We start from the raw sequence: 20,623 nt of genomic DNA, 5'->3' as shown, positions 1-20,623 counted from the left end.
TAAATCTTAAGTTGTGTCACGTGAAATTTTCATGTCTCATGAATTTTCCCGATCATAAGGATGGCTGATCAATGTGGGTGCCTGGGTTGAAATGAGCATAAATCATCCGTGCTACGGCCCGATTAATACCGATAACCGCCTCCAGGTCCCGCAATCCGGCTTGTTTCACGCCGCGCACTGAACCGAAATGATTGAGCAAGGCACGCTTGCGGGAGGCACCGATCCCCGGAATTTCGTCAAGTTCGCTTCTGGTGATTTTCTTGCTGCGCCCGGATCGATGGGTCGCGATCGCGAAGCGATGCGCCTCGTCGCGCAGGCGCTGCAGGAAATAGAGCACCGGATCGCGCTCCGGCAACTGGAAGGGCAAACGTCCGGCAAGATGAAACCATTCTCGCCCGGCATCCCGATCCGGCCCTTTGGCGATCGCCACCAGCGGAATATTTTGAACGCCGAGATCGTCGAGCACCGACTGCGCCGCCGATAACTGGCCGGCACCGCCATCGATCAGCACCAGATCGGGCCATGTGCCTTCGCTGCGGTCAGGGTCTTCGGCGATTGCGCGGGAGAAGCGCCGGGTTAGCACTTCGCGCATCATCGCGAAATCGTCGCCGGGCGTGAGTGATCCCTTGATCGTGAATTTCCGGTAGGCCGATTTGGCCAGCCCGTCGGGACCGGCCACGATCATCACGCCATAGGCGCTCGTCCCCATGATGTGGGAGTTGTCGTACACCTCGATTCGCATGGGAGATTGATCCAGACCGAATATCTCGGCCGTCGCCGTCAGCAGTTTCGCTTGACCCGCCGATTCGGCCAGTTTCCGTTCCAGCGCCTCTCGAGCATTGATTTCGGCGTGAAGCACGACATCATGCTTCTCGCCGCGCGCGGGCACCGCCAATTCGACCTTCCGGCCAGCTTTCAACGAGAGAGCCTCGCCGATCAGGGACGATTCAGTCACACTATGACTCAACAAAATCGACGGGGGTGGCGTCTTGTCATCGTAGAACTGGCTGATGAACGCACCCAGCACGTCGGCGGCCTGCTCCCCGCGTGCCTGTGCCGGGAAAAAGCTGCGATTGCCGTTGTTGCGTCCACCGCGAATGAAGAACACCTGAACGCAGGACTGGCCTGCCGCCTGATGGATCGCGATGATATCGGCATCCGCGATGCTTCCCGGATTGATCACATCGGAACCCTGGATGTGGGTCAGCCCCCGGATGCGATCGCGGATCGCGGCTGCGCGCTCGAACTCCAGTGCGGCGGAGGCAGTTTCCATCTCGGCCGCAAGGTCGCGTTGCACCGTTCCCGAGCGGCCGGAGAGAAACGCACGCGCCTGACCAACCAGAGAGGCATAGTCCTCGGGCGAAATCCGGCCGACACAGGGCGCGGAACAACGCTTGATCTGGTGCAACAGGCAGGGGCGAGTCCGGGTGGCGAATACGGTATCCGCGCAGGTGCGCAACAGGAACACGCGCTGTAGAGCCTGGATCGTCTGGTTGACCGACCATGCCGAGGCGAACGGACCCCAATAGCTGCCCTTGCGGGTCTGCGCGCCGCGGTGCTTGGTGATCTGGGGAAACGGATGATCCTCGGTCAGCAGAAGCCAGGGGTATGATTTGTCGTCGCGAAGCAGAATATTATATCGCGGCTTCAGCCGCTTGATTAGATTGGCTTCGAGCAGAAGCGCCTCGGGCTCGGTGTGGGTGGTGACCACCTCGAGACTCGCGGTCTCGGCGACCATGCGGCGCAAGCGCTCGGGAAGCCGCGCCGGCTGGGTATAAGCGGCCACCCGCTTTTTCAGGCTGCGCGCCTTACCGACATAGAGAGCTTCCCCGGCCGCATCGAGCATCCGATACACGCCCGGACCGGAGGGCAGCGTCGTCAACGCCGCCTCGATCACGCCAGGGCCAATGGAATCCAGGTCAGACATCACGGCAGGAACTTGGCAAAACGGTCATTTCGGCGGGTTGTGGATAATTCTGTGCGTAACCTTCTGGAAACGGAAAATTTGCGTCTGTCCATCGCAACCTTTTCAAATAGCTCGAAATTTTGAAAATACACAATAAGTCGTTGATATTCTTGATTTGTCTAAATGAGAATATGTCATTATCATGACAGATCCGTTACCTAGCGGCCTGTTTTAGCGCGATATTCTGGCAGGTGGACAACTTTGCCGCCAAACCATCCTGTCTCCCCCGGTGCGTCAGACGGAAGTTCGGGAACCGGGAAGCAATCATGCGGTCGTTGTGACATATACACATTTCGATTGACTTCGGATCACGATTACGTCTGTTCAAGGACATGACAGCTACCAGAAAACGGACGCGCCGCAACGCGGACGACGCAAAACGGGTCATCCTGGACGCGGCCGAAGCAAGGCTGGCACGCTCCGGCCCAGGCGGTCTCCGGCTGCAGGACATCGCAGCCGATATCGGTTTGTCGCATCCGGTCATCCTCCACCATTTCGGCAGCCGCGAAGGCCTGCTCAACGCATTGAACGCCAGAACCATCAGCCAGCTTAAATCGGCGATGCATGCCGTGCTGGATCAGGCGACGTCGCCGCGCCGGGAACTTATCGATCAGGTTCTCGACAATGTCTTCAGCGCCTTCGACGGCGGGTTGGCGCAACGCGTCGCGTGGCTCGGAGCGGACGCCGATAATCCGCCGGGTTCCATGAGCCGCGCGTTGTCGGATATCGTCGATCTCATCCATGGCGGCCGTCTGATCTATGCCGAGCGGGTCGGCGGCGCATTACCCGATCCCGAGGATTCCCGCATGCTTGCCTTCATGGTGACGACGATCGCAATGGGCAATGCGATCTTCGGCGCTCAGTTGCTGGGCACGACCAGCCCGGCAAACCATACGGCGCAACTCAACCACTTCAAGGCATGGCTTGCGCGCAACATCCAATTCTATCTCCAGGCGAGCATGATCGACGCTCTTCCATCCGACCTGCCCGATTAGACCTCAGCGACCTACGGAACACGCCGGGACGGCAATACAAGCGCACCCGCGGCGATCACCGGGCCGCCTCGCCCCCGCTCCAGGAAAACCGCGATCCCTCGATGGCGTTCGAGCACATCGCTCGCCACTGACAGAGTATCGGGCATTTTGCCGACATGGGCGATCGGCATGATGTCGCGGACGACATCGACCTCATCGAGTCTATGGCCGGCATTCTCGCCACGGCTCACGGCGACGATGCGCATGGGATCGAAAACCGCGATCCAGACGGTGGAGCCGTTCGCACCGGACAGTTTGGGCAAAGCAACCTTGAGACTGTTTTTGCCCGGCCTGATGCTGAGCCGGCGAATTGGTTGCGCCGAGGCAATCAACTGATCGAGGTCGGCCGGCGATTTTCCGGTTCCGCTGATCCGGCCATTGACGATGACCTGCGGGGTAAAGATGTCGGACCAGCGCCAATGATGGGCATAGGCTTCCTGGCGCGCCACAGCGGCCTGCAGGCCGAGCCTGTCGTCCCAGCCCAGATAGTTCCAATAAGGCACGTGAAAACTCAGGAGAACAAGGCCGGGCCGTCCGGCCGAGGCCGCAACCGCCTTATCCGCCGGCAGGCAGTTGGAACATGCATCGCTGGTATAGAATTCGACGAAATGGACGGTCTTCGCAGCAGGCCGTGCCGCGGCGATAGCCGTAAACGCCGGCCACGGCGCGACAGCCAGGCAAACATATCCGGCAACCAGGATTGACGCGCGCCTCATGCCGCGAAGAAACGGCGGGTTCGGGGTAAACACAAGACACAAAGCAGGGACGCGCGATCACGCTTGCGCCATGAGCGCCGACGGACAATCCTGGCAGCCATACCGACGAAGGACCGATCAATGGCTCATGCGACACATCTGGCAGGACTCGACGTAACCGACGACGACGCCTTACCCCTCTATCCGGTTCGCCCGGCGGGGCTCGATGCATTCCTGGCAAGCCATGATCCTTCCGCCGTCGCGTTCATCCGCGCACAGCATTTCAAGGCCGAAGCACAAAGTGTTGTAATTCTTCCGGGTGCAAACGGCTTGGCTTGTGCCATTCTCGGCCTTGGAGAAGATCGCTCGCCCGCGGCGTTCGGCGGTTTGGCGACGCAACTGCCCCCCGCGACAATCTGGCGCCTGATGCCGGGCGATTACGATCTCGACTTGGCCATTCTTGGCGCGGCGATGGGAGCCTACCGGTTCGACCGCCTGAAACCCCGAACGGAAACCCCGGCGCGGATCGTGACGCCGCCCTCGGAGGGACGATCGATAGCGCTTGCCGAAGCAATCTGCTTTGCCCGCGACCTCATCAACACACCGGCCAACCTGCTTGGGCCGGCGGAACTCGCCGATACGGCTGCCGACTTGGCTGCGCGATGTGGCGGACGCATTCAGCGCGTGACCGGAACGGATTTGCAGGCGGGTTATCCCGCCCTCGCCGCGGTCGGGGCAGGTTCGTCGAGAGCGGCGCAGATGCTTCGCTTCTCCTGGCGGGACAACGCTGCCCTGCCGCTGATTTCGCTCTGCGGCAAAGGAGTCTGCTTCGATACCGGCGGTTACGACATCAAGCCAAGTGCTGCGATGCTCCGCATGAAAAAGGACATGGGCGGTGCGGCAATCGCGCTCGGCCTCGCACAGGCGATCATGACGAGAAATCTGCCGGTTCGGCTCGACGTTCGGATCGGCTGCGTCGAGAACAGTATATCGGGCCAAGCCATGCGGCCGCTCGACGTGCTGCATACACGGGCCGGTTTGACCGTGGAAGTCGGCAATACCGACGCGGAAGGCCGGTTGGTGCTGGCCGATCTCCTGGCCGATGCCGCCGCTGATAAACCTGACTGGCTGATCGACTTCGCCACCTTGACCGGAGCCGCGCGCGTCGCTCTCGGACCCGAGCTTCCGGCGTTGTTCGCCAATGACGACGGGATCGCCAATGCGCTGATCGCCGCCGGTACCGGCGCTCGCGATCCGCTCTGGCGCCTGCCGCTCTGGGCGGATTACGCGCCCTGGCTCGACAGCAACGTCGCCGACCTGAACACGGTAAGTCAGAAGCCCTTCGCCGGCGCGATTGTCGCAGCGCTTTTTCTCGAACGTTTCGTGCCACAATCCATCCCTTGGGCGCATATCGACACTTACGCCTGGAACGACCAAACGCGGCCAGGCCGGCCCGAAGGCGGCGAGGCGCAAGGTTTGCGCGCGGCCTTCACGGCAATCGAAACATTTTGCACTCTTCGCAATGATTAGATTGTGCCAAAATTGGGGCCGAGGGTCTTGCAACGGAGTTGCAATGTTTTCATGTTTTAATGTCTTGTTCGCCCCTTCAAAGTCTCATACCTGATGGAGGGGCGGTCGCTCCGAAGCGGCAATGAGGCGACCACGATCGCACCCACGCGGAAGTTCGGAAATCCGCCGGTCATTTCGATGAAATCGGCGGCCTACGGATCACAGAGGAGTGTTTTATGGCGACGCAAATGACTTCGGACGAACTGGTCGGCATCCTTCGCGATACCATTGTCGCTCTGGTGCGCCGGGACGGGGTTGATCTGTCCGCCCGGCAACTGGGCGTGTTCCTGACCTGCTATTTGAATGACGGCGCCCACACGGTCCGGGGCTTGGCCGGTCAATTGAACGTCTCGAAGCCGGCGATCACGCGCGCGCTCGATCGATTGTCCGATCTCGATCTTGCGCGGAGAAAAGTGGATCCGTCGGACCGCCGCAGCGTCCTGGTACAGCGCACCACCAAAGGCACGGCGTTTCTTCGCGAGATCAGGACGGTCATGAATGAACTGGTGGCCAACGGGAAGCAGCATGGGGATATCTCCGCTCGCCGGCCGGCGGCCGCGGGCTGAAGCGTGATCCTTAAATCGGCCGCCCGGCGATTCGCCGCCGGCATGATGATCGCCGGACTTTGTCTGATCGGGACTATGCAGGATGGTGTCAGCGCCACTCCGGCGGTGACCGGATCACAGGCCCTGTTGGCCCAGGTTTCCGCTTATCTCAACGGATTGAAAACGATCACAGCTCGCTTCATGCAGGTCGGCCCCGACGGATCGGTAAGGACGGGGAAGGCCATCGTCCAACGCCCCGGAAAGATGCGGTTCCAATATGACAAACCGAACCCGCAACTGCTGGTCGCGGGATTCGGCTTGCTCGTCTATCATGACCCGCAATTGAATCAGACGACCAATATTCCGCTGTCATCGACACCTCTGGGAATTCTGCTCGCCAAGACCGTGCAACTGTCCGGGCCCGTGACCGTGACACGGGTTGCCCAGCCGCCCGGCGAAATTCAGGTAACGCTGATCCGCACCGGCAAGGCGGCACAAGGTCATATAACGCTGGTTTTCTCCACCGATCCTCTCGAACTCCGCCAGTGGCGGGTTACCGACGCTCAGGGGCAGATCACCCAGGTCAGCCTGTACGATCTTCACGCCACCAAGCCGTTTCCCGACAAGGATTTCGAATATGTCCAGGGATTCTCGCATAATTGATTGAAATCCCGTCCTCCCCACCTGCCGCAACACAGCCGCGACATCAAAAAGGGCTGACAAAATCGGCGGGATTTGCGACGAAACCATCATGACAATCAGATCGTCGCGGTTGATCGGCATTTCCTGTTGCCGAAAACTGTTTGGCGTCTTCGGCATGATCAATCATGCGGCATCCGACACCTATGTTCGGGCGGTCGATGAGGTGGTTGGCGGAATTCCCTTGCTGATCCCGGCGAATGGCGCGCATGCGGATGTCGCGACGTTGCTCGATCGTCTCGATGGGCTGATTCTCACCGGCAGCCGCAGCAATGTCGCCGCCGTCTTTTATGGCGGACCGCCGCAGCCGCCGGAGGACGCACCCGAAGACCCCGAACGGGACCATGTCACGCTGCCTTTGGTGCGCGGGGCGATCGAACGCGGGATGCCGGTTCTCGCGATCTGTCGCGGGTTGCAGGAGTTGAACGTCGCGCTGGGCGGCACGCTGCACCAGAGACTCCAGGATCTTCCCGGCCGAATCGACCACTCGACGCCGATGCAGCCCCATGCGCCGGTTCGCACGGGAAAAGCGCATCGCGTCATCCTCGTTCCCGGCGGCGCACTCGAACGATTGGTCGTGACAGACTCGCTCCCGGTGAATTCCCTTCATAATCAAGGCATCGATCGCCTTGCTTCCGGCCTGTTGGTCGAAGCTCGGGCAATCGACGGTACGATCGAAGCGGTCAGCGGGACCGGAGCCGGTTATCTGCTCGGCGTGCAGTGGCATCCCGAATACGATTTCGATAAGGATGTCGCGTCACATCGTATTTTTAAAAGTTTCGGCGAGGCGGTTCGCAACCTGGAACGAAAAGTCGCGGCCGCATAGAATGTTTGGGGGATGAATGGCTGATTTCGTAATCGAACCGCCGCCGGTTTCGACCGTTCCCGTGGCGGGCGGAGGATTATTTCCGGTCCGCCGGGTGTTTTGCGTCGGACGCAACTATGCGGTCCATGCCAGGGAAATGGGCGCCGATCCCGATCGCGAGCCGCCGTTCTTCTTCACCAAACCGGCCGACGCGCTGGTGACACAGGCAATGGTCGCCTTCCCCCCCGCGACGCGATCGCTGCACCACGAGGTCGAACTGGTCATCGCGATCAGCCACGGCGGCGCGGCCATTCCCGTGGCCAGCGCACTCGATCATGTCTACGGGTATGCCGCCGGCGTCGATCTGACCCGGCGCGATATGCAGGACGAAGCTAAATCCTTGCGCCGACCCTGGGACATGAGCAAGGGTTTCGACGAATCGGCTCCAATCGGCACGATCACCCCGGCGGCACGAATCGGGCATCCGGCTTCCGGCCGCATCTCGCTCACCATAAACGGGAAGCTGCGCCAGGACGGCAACCTTGCCGACATGATATGGCCGGTGCCCGATATCATCGCATTCCTCTCCAATCTGGTCATCCTGAAGCCGGGCGATCTGATTTTTACCGGAACGCCCGAGGGCGTCGGTGCCGTGGAGCGCGGCGATTCCCTCGCGGCCGATATCGAGGGAATTGGCGGCTTCGCCTTTCGGGTGGAATGAACGCCACGCTCACAATCTCCACGTGGAACATCAATTCCGTTCGCCTGCGCCAGGATCTGCTGCCTCTTCTGGTAAACGACGCCAAGCCGGACATCATCTGTCTGCAGGAAACCAAGGTCCCAGATCCGTTGTTTCCCGCTGATCTGGGCGAACGGCTGGGCCTGCCCCATGTGCTGCATCGGGGCATGAAGGGCTATAACGGCGTCGCGGTCTTTTCCCGCCTGAAGCTGTCGCCGGTCGAGGATACCCCGGACTGGTGCCTGAAATCCGATTGCCGGCATCTTGCTGCCTATGTCGAAACCGGCAAGGTGCCGATCCTGCTGCATAATTTCTATGTCCCGGCCGGCGGCGACATCCCGGATCGCGACGCCAATCCGAAATACGGCCACAAGCTGGACTTCATTGCCGAAGCGCGCGCTCATTTCGCGGAAGCGCCGCCCAGCCGCTCCATCCTAGTCGGCGATCTGAACATCGCGCCCTTGGAAAACGACGTCTGGAGTCATAAGCAGTTACTCGATGTCGTCAGCCACACCCCGCCCGAAACCGAGGGGCTGAATGCCTGGCGCGCCCAGGGATTCGTCGACGCCGTCCGGCACTTCGTCCCACCCGACCGGAAACTCTATACGTGGTGGTCCTACCGGAACCGCGACTGGCGGGCCTCCGACCGCGGACGGCGGCTCGATCACGTCTGGGTTTCCCAAGACCTCGAATCCGCGTTGCAGAGCTACACCATCCATAAGGATGCGCGCGATTGGCCCCGCGGGTCCGATCACGTCCCCGTCACGGTGACGTTGAAAATCTGACCCTGACCCGCTCGAGCAAGGTGCTGCGCGCTTTTGCCGCGTCGCGCGCCAAGGTCATGAGAGCCGGCAACTGGCCTGGTTGTCGCGCGATGCTCAAGGCAATCCGGCCGATGGCAATCCGTCCCGCATGGTCAAGGGCAATGATCGCCGCTGCGGGCAGATCGCGCCATGCCGGATCGGCGACGGCGCGCAGCACGGCGAACGGAACGCCGTGCGCCCGAGCTACCCGAGCGATGGCACCGGATTCAAGGTCGATTGCCGAAGCCCCTGTTCCGCCGAACAATGCCGCCTTTGCGGCGATCGTCGCCGCGACGGCATCGCCGCCCAGGAGCAATCCCACCGTGACTCCGCCGATCTTTTCGATCAATCTCGGGTCGCATTCGTACGTGGAGTCCTGCTCGACGATCCGTTGCGGAACCAGAAGAAACCCCGGCGGCAAAGCAGGATCAAGGCCGCCCGCCAGACCGAAACTGATCAGCCCGGCCGCTCCCAGACCGATCAGGCGTTCCGCTTCCGTGGCAGCACCTTCCGGCGTGCCGCCACCAATGCCGACAAACCGCGACACGCCTGCAAGCAGGCGCGCCTCGGCAGCCAATCCCGTGACAAACCCGATCGTCACCTGACGGAAATGCTCAGCGAGGGCTGAGCACCATGACCATCTGCCGGTTCTCCATTTTCGGCATCTGCTCGACCTTGGTATCGATTTCCATATCGACGCGAATCCGTTCGAGAACCTTCACGCCAAGCTCCTGATGCGCCATTTCCCGGCCGCGGAACCGAAGCGTCACCTTGACCTTGTCGCCCTCGCCGATGAAGCTCTTCATGGCACGCAGCTTCACCTGATAATCGTTCTCGTCGATATTCGGGCGAACCTTGATCTCCTTGATCTCGATCACTTTCTGCTTTTTGCGCGCTTCGTTCTTCTTTTTCTGCTGCTCGTATTTGAACTTGCCGTAATCGAGCAGCTTGCAGACCGGCGGGTCGGCGTTCGGGCTGATTTCGACGAGGTCGAGACCAACCTCGGTGGCGCGGCGTTGCGCTTCCCTGGTGCTCAAAACACCCATCATTTCGCCGTCCTGGTCGATCAATCGGACCTGCGGCACACGAATATCCTCATTGACGCGCGGCCCTTCGCGGCTAGGCGGGGTCGGCGGAGCAGGTAGTCTGGCTATGTCGCTCTCCTGTGGTGGTTTCGGAATCAATTTTATGTTGGAAGCTCTAGACGATATCGGCGAGCGGAAGCAACAGAACAAGCCCACCCGGCCTCATTGCTGGGTACCGAACGGGTCTCGCGGGTAACGAACTTCCATCAAGGTCAGGCCGTCCGGCGGCGCAGTGGGGCCCGCGGCGGAGCGGTCGCATGCGGCAAGCGCGGCCGCAACCCTGGTTTCCGGCCAACGCCCCTCGCCCACCAGTTTCAACGTGCCAACCATATTGCGAACCTGGTGATGCAGGAAGCTGCGCGCCGACGCATCGATGATGACGCGATTACCGACCCGCTGCACATCGAGCCGGTCGAGAGTGCGCAATGGCGATGGGGCTTGGCACGCGGCCGCGCGAAAACTGGTAAAATCATGCCGGCCCAGCAGCGACTGGGCGGCACGATGCATGGCATCGGCATCGAGTACCTGCTTCACGTGCCATACCAAACCGGCCTCCAGCGCCGGACGCGCGGCTCGGTTCAGGATCAGGTAGCGATAATCCCGGCCGATCGCGGAAAATCGCGGGTTCCAATCGGCATTCGGCGGCGGGGCCACCGCGAGCACGACGATCGGATGCGGCTTCATGTGGAAATTCAGCGCCTCGCGCACCGCCCTTGCGGTCAGCCCGTCGGGCAGGTCGATCCGGGCGACCTGTGCGGCGGCATGAACCCCGGCATCGGTTCGTCCCGCTATCACGCTCGCCGGCACGACTCCATTACATAGGCGGGATGCCGCCTGTTCGAGTACTTCCTGCACCGACAATCCATTGACCTGCCGTTGCCAACCGACGAATCCCCTGCCGTCATATTCCAGCTTCAACGCCCAGAGGGTCATCCCAGCTTAGTTCCCGGCGGTACTTTATAGCCGCGGAGGAATGCCTCCGTCGGCATCGCGGCGCGGCCCGCTCGCTGAACCATGGTGGGTCGCAACGTACCCCTCCCGCAGGCAACGGTCAGCCGGTCATCGAGCACCGTCCCCGGATCGCCGCACCCCTCTGCAGGTTCGACTGCCAGAATCTTGAGGGTTTTGCCCTCCAGGCGCGTCTCGGTCCCCGGCCAGGGCGTAAAGGCACGAACTCGCCGTTCGATGGCATCCGCCGGTGCTGCCCAATCGATCAGCGCATCCATGCGGGATAATTTGGGCGCATAGGTCGCCGGTTCGGGCTGCGGCCGCGGTGCCGGTGTTTCGGCAAGTGCGCGCAGGATCAGCCGTGCGCCAAGTGCGGCCAGACGATCGTGCAATGTGGCTGTCGTTTCCGCCGAGCCGATTGTCACGGATTCGGTGAGCAGGATCGGGCCAGTATCCAGACCTTGATCCATTTGCATGATGGTGATGCCGGTCTCGGCTTCGCCCGCGAGGATCGCCGCATGGATCGGTGCCGCGCCGCGCCAGTGCGGCAGCAGACTTGCGTGAATGTTGAGGCAGCCACGCTTCGGCGTGTCGAGAAAATCCGCAGGCAGGATCAGGCCATAGGCGGCGACCACCGCGACATCCAGGCCAAGCGATTGAAAATAGGCTAGTTCGTCCGCATTGTGGCGCAACCGCGTCGGGTTGCGCACCGGAATGCCGAACCGCTCCGCCGCGACATGAACGGCGCACTTGGCAAGCCGATGGCCGCGCCCGGCCGGCCTTGGTGGCTGGCAATAGGCTGCAACCAAGTCATAGCCCGCGCCGTGCAACGCCTCCAGCGCCGGGACGGCGAAATCCGGCGAGCCCATGAACGCGAGCCTCATCAGAGAGCGCGCTTGCCGGTATCGGCTTTTTCGCGCTGCTCCTTCGCGAGCTTGCGGAGCAGGATATTGCGTTTGAGTGCGGAGAGATGATCGACGAACAGGATACCGTCGAGATGGTCGATCTCGTGTTGGATGCAGGCGGCGAGCAATCCGTCGGCGTCGATCGTATGACGCTTGCCCTCCAGATCCTCGAAACTGGCGGTGATCCGTGCCGGGCGTGTCACATCGGCGTATTGGCCCGGCAATGACAGACAGCCTTCCTCGCGCGTAACCTGTTCGACGCTTTCATGGGTAATTTCCGGGTTGATCAGCACCAGCGGCACCGGCTCCCCGTCCGGTCCAAGGTCGAGCACCACGAGCCTGAGCGGAACGCCGATCTGGGTTGCCGCAAGCCCAATGCCGGGAGCCTTATACATGGCCGCGAACATGCCGGGGATGATCCGGGCCGCCTCGGCGCGGTCGGCCGGGACGATCTTCCGTGCCTTCATCCGCAGCCTCTTGTCGGGGACGATCAGGATCGGCGGAATATCATCGCTCCGCGGTTCGTTGCGTTCACTCATGCGCGCGATTTACCCCTGCCCCGCCACACGATCAATCGGCGCTTGCAAAATCGGATATTTATGCCCAAATCCTGATTACCGGAGTGCCTTATGGGCTTCGTTTGTCTCGCTCGAAAGGAGGAGGCTATGACAACACGGGTTTTTACATCGCCACTGTTTCTCGGGTTCGATCATCTCGAACAGGTGATCGAGCGTGCCGCCAAGACATCATCGGAAGGCTATCCGCCCTACAATATCGAACAGCTCAGCACGACCAGCCTGCGAATCACCGTCGCCGTCGCCGGATTCACCATGGACGACCTGCAAATCACCCAGGAAGACAATCAGCTTGTCATCCGGGGCCGACAAAGCGACGACATTCAGGGACGGATTTTTCTTCACCGGGGTATCGCGGCGCGGCAATTCCAGCGCGCTTTCGTTCTGGCCGAGGGAATCGAGGTTAAAGGGGCATGGCTCGATAATGGGCTGCTTCACATCGATCTCGTCCGACCGCTGCCCGAGGCGAAAATTCGCACCATTGCCATCAAGAAAGGCGCCAACGCGCAAGGCGGGTTCGGTCCCGCGCGGTCGCTGGACGGCGACACGCTGAAGACGCGGATGTTCGAGCGTGACGGAGAACAGGAGTAACGACGATGAACATCAAGACCCATGACGGCTCGACCGAAGCGTTTCCGTTCAGGGCGTTTTTCGATCCTCACAACATGACCGAAGCTCAACTGGCCGAACTCGGCCTTGAGCAGATTGCCTATGTCCGCCCGATCATGACCCAGAACGGCCCCGCCTTTGGGGTTTTCGCGGCAAACGGAACGCCGATCGCCATCGCCAGCGACGGCAATCTGGCGCGGGCGGCAATCGTCCAGAACGAAATGGCGCCAGTTTCGGTGCATTGACCGACCATCGACGACGAGCCTGCGACGGCTCGTCGTCTTACGACGCGGTCAATCCGATCGGGCAGGACACACCGGTACCGCCAAGACCGCAATACCCGTTTGGGTTCTTCGCTAGATATTGCTGGTGATACTCCTCCGCGAAGGAGAACGGCGGGGCGGGGCTTATTTCGGTCGTGATTGTGCCAAATCCCGAATCGGAAAGGCGCCGCTGGTAAGCAACCCGTGAGTCCCGCGCCGCCTGGAGCTGGGAATCGCTGAACGTGTAGATCGTGGAGCGATATTGGGTGCCGATATCACCGCCCTGGCGCATGCCCTGGGTGGGATCGTGGTTTTCCCAGAAAATCTTCAGCAATGCCTCGTAACCAATGACCGACGGATCGAACACGACCAACACCATTTCGGCGTGGCCGGTCCGGCCTGAACAGACCTCCTCATAGGTGGGATTAGGCGTGAACCCGCCGGCATAACCGACGGCGGTAACGAGAACACCCGGCGTCTGCCAGAATTTGCGCTCGGCACCCCAGAAACATCCGAGTCCGAACAGAGCCATTTCCGAACCGCTCGGATAAGGCTCTTCCATTCGGGCGCCACTGACGTAATGGAACTCGGGAACCGGCATTGCTGCCGCCCGGCCGGGCAAGGCCTCGGCGGCGGACGGCATGATGGTCTTGGCTTTGTTGAACATCACCGGGATATAGCGCGGCAGGAACGATTTTGCAGGGCTCTCCCGAGCACCGCTACGCCAGTTCGGCCAGCAGCGATAGCTGCGTCTCGCGCGGTTCGGCATGATCGGTCAGGGGAATCGGATAGTCGCCGCTGAAGCATGCATCGCAATAGGCCGGCGATTTGGGATCGCGCCCTGGGCGCCCAAGCGCGCGATAGAGGCCCTCCATCGATACGAAAGCGAGGCTGTCGGCGCCGATCAGCTTGGCCATCTCCGCGACGCTGTTGCGCGCGGCGAGCAGCTTGCCCCGCTCGGGCGTATCGATGCCGTAAAAGCAGGAATGGGTGGTGGGAGGCGACGAGATTCTGAGATGCACCTCGTGCGCGCCGGCCCCGCGCACCATCTCCACGATTTTCTGCGATGTCGTGCCGCGCACGATCGAATCATCGACCAGCACGACCCGTTTGCCTTCCAGAATGGCTCGATTTGCCGAATGCTTGAGCCGGACCCCAAGATGCCGGATCTGGTCGGTCGGTTCGATGAAGGTGCGCCCGACATAATGGTTGCGGATGATGCCGAGTTCGAACGGCACGCCGCTTTGCTCGGCGAATCCCATCGCGGCGGGCACGCCCGAATCCGGCACCGGCACGATCAGGTCGGCCTCGATCGGCGATTCACGAGCCAGTTCACGACCAATCCGCTTGCGCGCCGCATAGACCGAACTGCCCTCCATCATGGAATCCGGGCGGGCGAAATAGATATATTCGAACACACAAAAGCGCGGCTTCTGCGGCGCGAAGGGCTTGAGGCTGCGAATTCCGGCCCGATCGATCGCGACAATTTCGCCGGGCTCGATATCGCGCACGAATTCGGCGCCGACCATGTCGAGCGCGCAGCTTTCAGACGCGAGCACCCAGCCGGGATTGGCCCCGTCCGCACCGTTGATCCGGCCCAGGATGAGCGGCCGCACACCGAGCGGATCACGCACGCCGATCAGCATGTCGTTGGTCAATGCGACCAGGGAATAGGCGCCGGTGACCTGCTTCAGCGCGTCGATCAGCCGGTCGAGCACAGTCGCATACAGGCTGATCGCGATAAGATGAACGAAGACTTCCGAATCGGTCGTGGACTGGAACAGGCAGCCGCGCCGCACCAGCGCCTGCTTCAGCGTGTGTGCATTGGTCAGGTTGCCGTTATGCCCGACCGCAAGCCCGCCGAATTCGAAATCGGCGAAGAGTGGCTGGACGTTGCGAAGCAGCGTCGCTCCCGTGGTCGCGTAGCGGTTGTGCCCGATCGCCCTGGTGCCCGGCAGCCCGGCCATGACCTTGGCGTCGCTGTAATTATCGCCCACCAGGCCGAGCCCTTTATGGGCATGAAACCGGACCCCGTCATGGGTGACGATCCCGGTCGCTTCCTGGCCGCGATGCTGAAGCGCGTGCAACCCGAGCGCCGTGATCGCCGCGGCATCGGTCACGTTCCACACGCCGATGACGCCGCATTCCTCGTGGAACTTGTCGTCATCGAAAGCGATCGGCGAAATATCAGGCTGGGTCACGCCACCATGTCCTTTACGACAGGAGACTTTGATCTAATGCGCCGCCCCTGTCCTGTCGAGGATATGCGGACATGGCAGGACCTACTGCGAGCCATTGGCCGCCCCCTGGGAAGCAGGCGGCGTTGCGGGTGGCGGCAACGACGCAGCCTTGGGCCGCCTGTCGATATGCGGACGATAGGCCGGTGGCAGAAAATCGACGAGCCATACCGAACCACCCGCGGCATAAGGTAGCAATTTCGCCTTGGTAATGCCCGCCGGCCATTCCGATGGCTGGAGGAAGATCGACAGGCCGATATAGCAGAGGCAGACGATCACCGCCCCGCGCACCAGCCCGAACGCAAGCCCGAGCGTGCGATCGAGGCCCGACAGAACGGAGTCCCGCACCATCGAGCCGAGCCAGGTACTGATGATCGACAGAACGATCAGCACGACGATGAACACAAGCCCGATCGACAACGGCAGGATCAGCTTCGGCTGATGGATGAAGCCCGCCAGTTGCGGCTCGATATCGGGATAGAATTCTAACGCGGCCATCCCCGCACCGATCCATGCCAATATGCCGAGAACCTCCCGCACGAACCCGCGCGCCAAGGCAAGAAGGCCGGATAGCAGAATGATGCCGAGCGCGGCAATGTCCACCCAGGTCATCGTTCATCCTCCTCCATCGGCACCCGACCTGCCGTCGCCGCGACCAGGTCGCTGAGATGGCCGTATTCCGCAAGCGCAATCCCGTCGGGTGCCGCGATGCGGCGCGTCCCTCCCGCAACCCGCCGAGGCAAAGCCGCGCGCGCGAAACCGAGCTTTGCCGCTTCCTTGAGCCGCAATTCGGCCTGTGCGACCTGACGCAACTCGCCGGACAACCCGATCTCGCCGAAAAAGACCGTCTCGGGATCGGTCGGCACTCCGGTCGCCGCCGAAACCAGCGCCGCCGCCACCGCAAGATCCGCCGCCGGTTCGGAAACGCGCAATCCGCCCGCGATATTTAAATAAACATCCTGCGCCGAGAGTTTCACACCGCAGCGCGCGTCCAGCACGGCGAGCAGCATCGACAGCCTGCCCTGATCCCAGCCGATCACCGAACGCCGCGCCGATCCGCCGGGATTGGCGGCGAGCAGCGCCTGAACCTCCATCAGAACCGGACGTGATCCCTCCAACCCGGCAAAGACCGCGCTGCCGGCGACATTCCCGTGCCGCTCGGCAAGAAACAGCGCCGACGGATTGGCGACTTCCGCAAGGCCGCGCCCGGTCATCTCGAAAACGCCGATCTCGTCGGTCGCACCGAAGCGATTCTTCGCACCACGCAAAATCCTGAACTGATGCCCGCGATCGCCTTCGAAATGCAGCACGACATCGACCATGTGCTCCATCACGCGCGGTCCGGCGAGCGCTCCCTCCTTGGTGACGTGCCCCACCAGCATCAATGCGAAACCTTGCGTTTTGGCCGCACGGATCAGGGCGAACGCGTTGGCGCGCACCTGGGTGACGGTGCCGGGAGCTGATTCGACCGTCTCGTCCCAGATCGTCTGGATACTGTCGATCACGACCATCGCCACGTCCCGTTCCGCATCGAGGGCCGCCAGGATATCGGCAAGGACGGTTGCCGAGGCGAGGTTGACAGGGGCACCGCGCAACCCCAGCCGTTCGGCGCGCAGCCGGATCTGCGCGACCGATTCCTCGCCCGAGATATAAAGAACCCGCTTTCCCGCACCCGCCAGCCTCGCGGCGGCCTGAAGCAGCAATGTCGATTTGCCGATGCCGGGGTCGCCGCCGACCAGGATCGCCGAAGCCGGCACCATGCCGCCGCCCAACACCCGGTCGAATTCGGCGATTCCAAGCGGAACCCGTTCAGGAAGCGGCGTTTCTCCCGCCAGGCCGACGAAATCGACTCCGCGTCCGGCCGAACGTCCGGCCCGGCGGGATGTCACTCCGGGCGCCGGCGTTTCCGGCTCGAGCGTGTTCCATTCGCCGCATGCCTCGCAGCGGCCGGTCCATTTCGGAACCGCCGCACCGCATGAGGAGCAGACGAAACGTAGAGCGGCGCGGGCCAATCAGCGCTCCGCCAAGACAGGCTGACGCTCACGCATCACGACGGGCGCCATCCGAGGCGCTGGAACATGAATTCGCGCAAGGCGAGCAGCGCGCCCGATGGCAGATCGAGCGGGGCAAGCGCCGACGCTGCACCGCCATCGGCCGTGAGGCTGATTGCGCTTGCCGCCGCCGCCGACTGCAAGGCCGGCGAGGCAACCGCCGCGACGGCGGCCTGGCGCCAGATCGCCACTTTGGCCGATGTCGTCAGATGCGGCAGGACAAGCATGAAATCGATCCGGCTGGCGGCGGCAACGGCGCGATAGGCTTGATCCAACGGTTGCGACAAGCCGGGCGCGCCGCGATTATCGGCGATCTCATGAATCGTCGGCAAATGTGGAAACAGAGGATCGCGCACGATATCGCCCGATTCGCCGGCAATCCCCAGCGTGCCGACCGGGATGCCGCCTTCAGCGGCCAACGGCGCCGCATCGGCGGGAATCTCTTCGCCGGTCAGCAGGACCGCATCGGCCTCGCCCGCCGCAAAGGCACGCGCAACGGCGGCGGCACCCCGCAGACCGAAGATGGGCACTACGCTGGCACCAAGGCGCTGGAAGGCCAGGAGTGCCGCGAGATCGGGGCTTTCGGGCGAGGCGGCGGCAAGCCGGATCGGCGCCGATTCGGACAGACGACCCAGCCCGCCGCGCAGGATCAGCAGGGCCGCGCTCAATCCGGCCATCACTTGTATCCAGTCGCCCGGCTGGAAATGCACGCGCGGATCGCCAGCCAAAAAGGCGATGGACGCCTCCCCCGGCAATATCGCGGCAGTCTGCCCGTTCGGCACTACCAGCGTTTGCAGCCGGTTCGCTCCGGTCACACCGTCCTGGCCGCCGACCGTACGCAACTGGATCGGCGCGTGCGCCGACAGAGCCGTCCGCATCCCCAGCGCCGACGCCCTGGCCCAGCGATCCATCCGGCCGCCGTGCGGGCCGCCAACCAGGATGTTATATCGGGCTCTCGATCCGCCATCCTGGTCGGCGATGATGGCCGGGCTTCCGGCAAAGCCCGGCCGAACCATCGCCGACCCGGCGAGGCCCGCGCCGATCACCCGCAGAAGCGCCCGCCGCCGCATCAGGCCAGACCCGGCGGACATCTATTTATCGTAGGTGACCAGCACTTCGAACGGCACATCGAGCCTGTCTCGTCCCTTGAGGAATTCAAGTTCGATCAGCGCGGCCGCCGCCGGCACTTCGGCGCCAACCTTTCTCAGCAATGCTATCCCGGCCGCCATGGTGCCGCCGGTCGCGAGCAGATCATCGACCACGACCGCGCGCTGGCCCGGCTGAATCGCGTCCGCCTGAATCTCGATCCGATCTGTGCCGTATTCGAGATCATAGTCGAGCGCGACGATCGGTCCCGGCAGCTTGCCGCGCTTGCGCAGCATAATGAACCCGCATCCGAGCTTGAGCGCAAGCGGCGCGGCCAGCAGAAACCCTCGGCTTTCGACCCCGGCGAGAATATCGGGATGATGGGCGCGCACCAGCTTGGCCAGCCGCCCCATCGCGACCTGCCACGCATCGGCGTTCCGCAACAATGTCGAGATGTCGTAGAACAGGATTCCGGGCTTCGGAAAATCCGGGACGCCGCGTATATGGTCTTTCAGATTCATCGGGCTCGTATAGCCGAGCCGGCGCGGGTGGCAAACCAGCGGCGGCATACGACCGCCGAACCCCCTATTGTCATGCCTCCTTAACTGATATGTCATCCGTGTGTCATCAAGCCGCGCTAAGCGGCGCATCTCAAACGAATCGAGGGGAATTCACAATGAAACGCCGCACATTGATCGCCGCCGCACCCGCGACCGCCATGGTCGCCGCCACGGCCCGCGCCACAGCACCCACCACAATCACCCTCTGGCACGCAATGAGTGGCGCGCTTGGCCAGAAGCTGCAATCCATCGTCGATGCTTTCAACAAAAGCCAGTCGGCGGCACAGGTCGAGGCGGTCTATAAAGGTTCCTACCCCGAGGTGCTGACCGCGACCATCGCCGCGTGGCGTGCCGGCAAGGCGCCCTCGATCGCTCAGGTGTTCGATGTCGGCACCGCCGACATGCTCGCCGCCGGCCGCGCCGTGGTCGATGTATGGAAGCTGGCCGAGATGACCGGCGTCGCCATCGAGCCCGCGACCTATATCCCCGCCGTTCGCGGCTATTACAGTCTGAACGATGGCCGGATGGGCGCCGCCCCGTTCAATTCCTCGACCGCGGTGATGTGGATCAACGAAGACGCTTTCGAAAAAGCCGGGCTCGATCCGAAAACCCCGCTCGCCACCTGGGGCGACGTGATCAAGGCCGCGCGCGCGGTCAAGGCCAGGGGAGCGGCGGAAATCCCGGTCATGACCTCCTGGCCGACCTGGGTGCATTTCGAGCAGTTCGCCGCGATCCATAACGTCGAATACGCGACCCTGAACGACGGGTTCGGCGGTCCTAAGCCGAAACTGATGATCGATTCCGCGCCCTTCGTGAAGAATCTCGGCACGCTGCTCTCGATGCAAAAGGAAGGCCTGTTCAAATACGAAGGCCGCGACGGCGCACCGAGCCCGATCTTCTATGCCGGCAAGGCCGCCATCACCTTCGATTCATCCTCGATCTACGGCCAGCTCAAGCAGAGCGCGAAATTCAAATTCTCCGATACCTATCTTCCCTACCATCCTTCCGTCATCAAGAAACCGATCAACTCGATCATCGGGGGCGCCGCCTTCTGGGCGATGACCGCGCCGCATCGCAGCAAGACCGAATACCACGCCGTCGCTGAATTCTTCCGCTTCATCAGCACGCCGAAGAACGATGCCGGCTGGGCCGAGGCGACCGGCTATGTGCCGGTCACCGAAGCGGGCAATGCGCTGATCACCAAGCAAGGCTTTTATGCGGCGAATCCGGGCACCGATATCGCAGTCAAACAGCTGACCCGTAGCCAGGTGACCAAATATTCGCGCGGTATCAGGCTCGGCGGCATGCCGGAAATCCGTGTGATCATCGAAGAGGAATGGGAGCGGGCGATCCAGAACGGCGCTTCGGCGCATACCGCCCTGGCGCGGGCGCAGCGCCGCGCTCAGGCGATGGTCGATCGGTTCGCCCGGACCGCCCACGCCTGATCGT

Annotated in this window: 23 protein-coding genes; 10 read left to right on the top strand and 13 right to left on the bottom strand. The window is 62.4% G+C overall.

The window, feature by feature from the left end:
• Positions 1-52 precede the first annotated feature (52 nt).
• Positions 53-1,927, bottom strand: coding sequence for an excinuclease ABC subunit UvrC (gene uvrC / locus L2A60_RS04250; protein ID WP_235703126.1), 1,875 nt, complete (start codon positions 1,925-1,927; stop codon positions 53-55).
• A 371-nt stretch (positions 1,928-2,298) separates the two neighbouring features.
• Here uvrC and L2A60_RS04245 point away from each other — a divergent pair, with 371 nt between their 5' ends.
• Entirely contained in the window at positions 2,299-2,961 is a 663-nt protein-coding gene (locus tag L2A60_RS04245) for a TetR/AcrR family transcriptional regulator (RefSeq protein WP_235703125.1), read from the top strand.
• An 11-nt stretch (positions 2,962-2,972) separates the two neighbouring features.
• On the opposite strand, the gene L2A60_RS04240 is transcribed toward L2A60_RS04245, so the two are convergent.
• Positions 2,973-3,716, bottom strand: a complete 744-nt coding sequence (locus L2A60_RS04240; protein WP_235703124.1) for a DUF1223 domain-containing protein — start codon at positions 3,714-3,716, stop codon at positions 2,973-2,975.
• Between the two features lie 120 nt (positions 3,717-3,836).
• On the opposite strand from L2A60_RS04240, the gene L2A60_RS04235 reads away from it, so the two are divergent.
• The 6 genes from L2A60_RS04235 to L2A60_RS04210 all read left to right on the top strand — a co-directional run bounded on the left by L2A60_RS04235 (position 3,837) and on the right by L2A60_RS04210 (position 8,837).
• On the top strand, positions 3,837-5,225 hold the full coding sequence (locus tag L2A60_RS04235; RefSeq protein WP_235703123.1) for a leucyl aminopeptidase family protein: 1,389 nt from the start codon (positions 3,837-3,839) through the stop codon (positions 5,223-5,225).
• A 215-nt stretch (positions 5,226-5,440) separates the two neighbouring features.
• The gene (locus tag L2A60_RS04230; RefSeq protein ID WP_235703122.1) at positions 5,441-5,830 is read left to right on the top strand and encodes a MarR family transcriptional regulator; all 390 of its coding nucleotides are present in this window, start codon (positions 5,441-5,443) and stop codon (positions 5,828-5,830) included.
• Between the two features lie 42 nt (positions 5,831-5,872).
• On the top strand, positions 5,873-6,472 hold the full coding sequence (locus tag L2A60_RS04225; protein WP_235703121.1) for a LolA family protein: 600 nt from the start codon (positions 5,873-5,875) through the stop codon (positions 6,470-6,472).
• 88 nt (positions 6,473-6,560) lie between these two features.
• Positions 6,561-7,334, top strand: coding sequence for a gamma-glutamyl-gamma-aminobutyrate hydrolase family protein (locus tag L2A60_RS04220; protein ID WP_235703120.1), 774 nt, complete (start codon positions 6,561-6,563; stop codon positions 7,332-7,334).
• Between the two features lie 16 nt (positions 7,335-7,350).
• Positions 7,351-8,034, top strand: a complete 684-nt coding sequence (locus L2A60_RS04215; protein ID WP_235703119.1) for a fumarylacetoacetate hydrolase family protein — start codon at positions 7,351-7,353, stop codon at positions 8,032-8,034.
• Entirely contained in the window at positions 8,031-8,837 is an 807-nt protein-coding gene (locus L2A60_RS04210) for an exodeoxyribonuclease III (protein ID WP_235703118.1), read from the top strand. Before L2A60_RS04215 ends, L2A60_RS04210 begins: the two co-directional genes overlap by 4 nt.
• On the opposite strand, the gene L2A60_RS04205 is transcribed toward L2A60_RS04210, so the two are convergent.
• From L2A60_RS04205 to def, 5 genes are all read right to left on the bottom strand, one after another.
• A complete protein-coding gene (locus L2A60_RS04205; protein ID WP_235703117.1) occupies positions 8,815-9,456 on the bottom strand; it encodes a phosphorylase family protein in 642 nt (213 codons plus the stop codon). The genes L2A60_RS04210 and L2A60_RS04205 overlap by 23 nt on opposite strands.
• A gap of 13 nt (positions 9,457-9,469) precedes the next feature.
• Positions 9,470-10,009 (bottom strand): translation initiation factor IF-3, encoded by a 540-nt coding sequence (infC, locus tag L2A60_RS04200; RefSeq protein WP_235703168.1) that lies wholly within the window; start codon positions 10,007-10,009, stop codon positions 9,470-9,472.
• 93 nt (positions 10,010-10,102) lie between these two features.
• Positions 10,103-10,873 (bottom strand): tRNA pseudouridine(38-40) synthase TruA, encoded by a 771-nt coding sequence (gene truA / locus L2A60_RS04195; protein WP_235703116.1) that lies wholly within the window; start codon positions 10,871-10,873, stop codon positions 10,103-10,105.
• Positions 10,870-11,772 carry a methionyl-tRNA formyltransferase gene (gene fmt / locus L2A60_RS04190; protein ID WP_235703115.1) on the bottom strand — a complete coding sequence of 301 codons (903 nt, stop codon included), beginning with the start codon at positions 11,770-11,772 and terminating at the stop codon, positions 10,870-10,872. The genes truA and fmt overlap by 4 nt, the downstream gene beginning before the upstream one ends.
• Positions 11,772-12,332, bottom strand: coding sequence for a peptide deformylase (gene def, locus L2A60_RS04185; RefSeq protein ID WP_235703114.1), 561 nt, complete (start codon positions 12,330-12,332; stop codon positions 11,772-11,774). Before def ends, fmt begins: the two co-directional genes overlap by 1 nt.
• Before the next feature lie 126 nt (positions 12,333-12,458).
• Between def and L2A60_RS04180 the strand changes: the two genes are divergently transcribed.
• Both L2A60_RS04180 and L2A60_RS04175 read left to right on the top strand, forming a co-directional pair.
• On the top strand, positions 12,459-12,959 hold the full coding sequence (locus L2A60_RS04180) for an Hsp20 family protein (protein WP_235703113.1): 501 nt from the start codon (positions 12,459-12,461) through the stop codon (positions 12,957-12,959).
• 5 nt (positions 12,960-12,964) lie between these two features.
• On the top strand, positions 12,965-13,222 hold the full coding sequence (locus L2A60_RS04175) for a DUF1150 family protein (RefSeq protein ID WP_235703112.1): 258 nt from the start codon (positions 12,965-12,967) through the stop codon (positions 13,220-13,222).
• A gap of 37 nt (positions 13,223-13,259) precedes the next feature.
• Here the strand turns inward: L2A60_RS04175 and msrA are convergent, their stop codons facing one another.
• The 6 genes from msrA to L2A60_RS04145 all read right to left on the bottom strand — a co-directional run bounded on the left by msrA (position 13,260) and on the right by L2A60_RS04145 (position 19,135).
• Positions 13,260-13,883 carry a peptide-methionine (S)-S-oxide reductase MsrA gene (gene msrA / locus L2A60_RS04170; protein ID WP_235703111.1) on the bottom strand — a complete coding sequence of 208 codons (624 nt, stop codon included), beginning with the start codon at positions 13,881-13,883 and terminating at the stop codon, positions 13,260-13,262.
• A 76-nt stretch (positions 13,884-13,959) separates the two neighbouring features.
• A complete protein-coding gene (gene purF / locus L2A60_RS04165) occupies positions 13,960-15,441 on the bottom strand; it encodes an amidophosphoribosyltransferase (RefSeq protein ID WP_235703110.1) in 1,482 nt (493 codons plus the stop codon).
• Between the two features lie 81 nt (positions 15,442-15,522).
• Positions 15,523-16,089, bottom strand: a complete 567-nt coding sequence (locus tag L2A60_RS04160; protein WP_235703109.1) for a CvpA family protein — start codon at positions 16,087-16,089, stop codon at positions 15,523-15,525.
• A complete protein-coding gene (radA, locus tag L2A60_RS04155) occupies positions 16,086-17,489 on the bottom strand; it encodes a DNA repair protein RadA (protein WP_235703108.1) in 1,404 nt (467 codons plus the stop codon). Before radA ends, L2A60_RS04160 begins: the two co-directional genes overlap by 4 nt.
• A 35-nt stretch (positions 17,490-17,524) precedes the next feature.
• Positions 17,525-18,619: a hypothetical protein gene (locus L2A60_RS04150; RefSeq protein ID WP_235703107.1), complete on the bottom strand. Its 1,095-nt coding sequence runs from the start codon at positions 18,617-18,619 to the stop codon at positions 17,525-17,527.
• Positions 18,620-19,135: an adenine phosphoribosyltransferase gene (locus L2A60_RS04145; RefSeq protein WP_235703167.1), complete on the bottom strand. Its 516-nt coding sequence runs from the start codon at positions 19,133-19,135 to the stop codon at positions 18,620-18,622.
• A gap of 155 nt (positions 19,136-19,290) precedes the next feature.
• Between L2A60_RS04145 and L2A60_RS04140 the strand changes: the two genes are divergently transcribed.
• A complete protein-coding gene (locus L2A60_RS04140; RefSeq protein ID WP_235703106.1) occupies positions 19,291-20,619 on the top strand; it encodes an extracellular solute-binding protein in 1,329 nt (442 codons plus the stop codon).
• Positions 20,620-20,623: the final 4 nt, after the last annotated feature.

The organism is Acidiphilium iwatense (assembly GCF_021556475.1).
GTDB classification, from domain to species: Bacteria; Pseudomonadota; Alphaproteobacteria; order Acetobacterales; family Acetobacteraceae; genus Acidiphilium; species Acidiphilium iwatense.
Note: the sequence above shows the minus strand (reverse complement) of the source record. Positions and strands in the feature narration are given on the sequence as shown.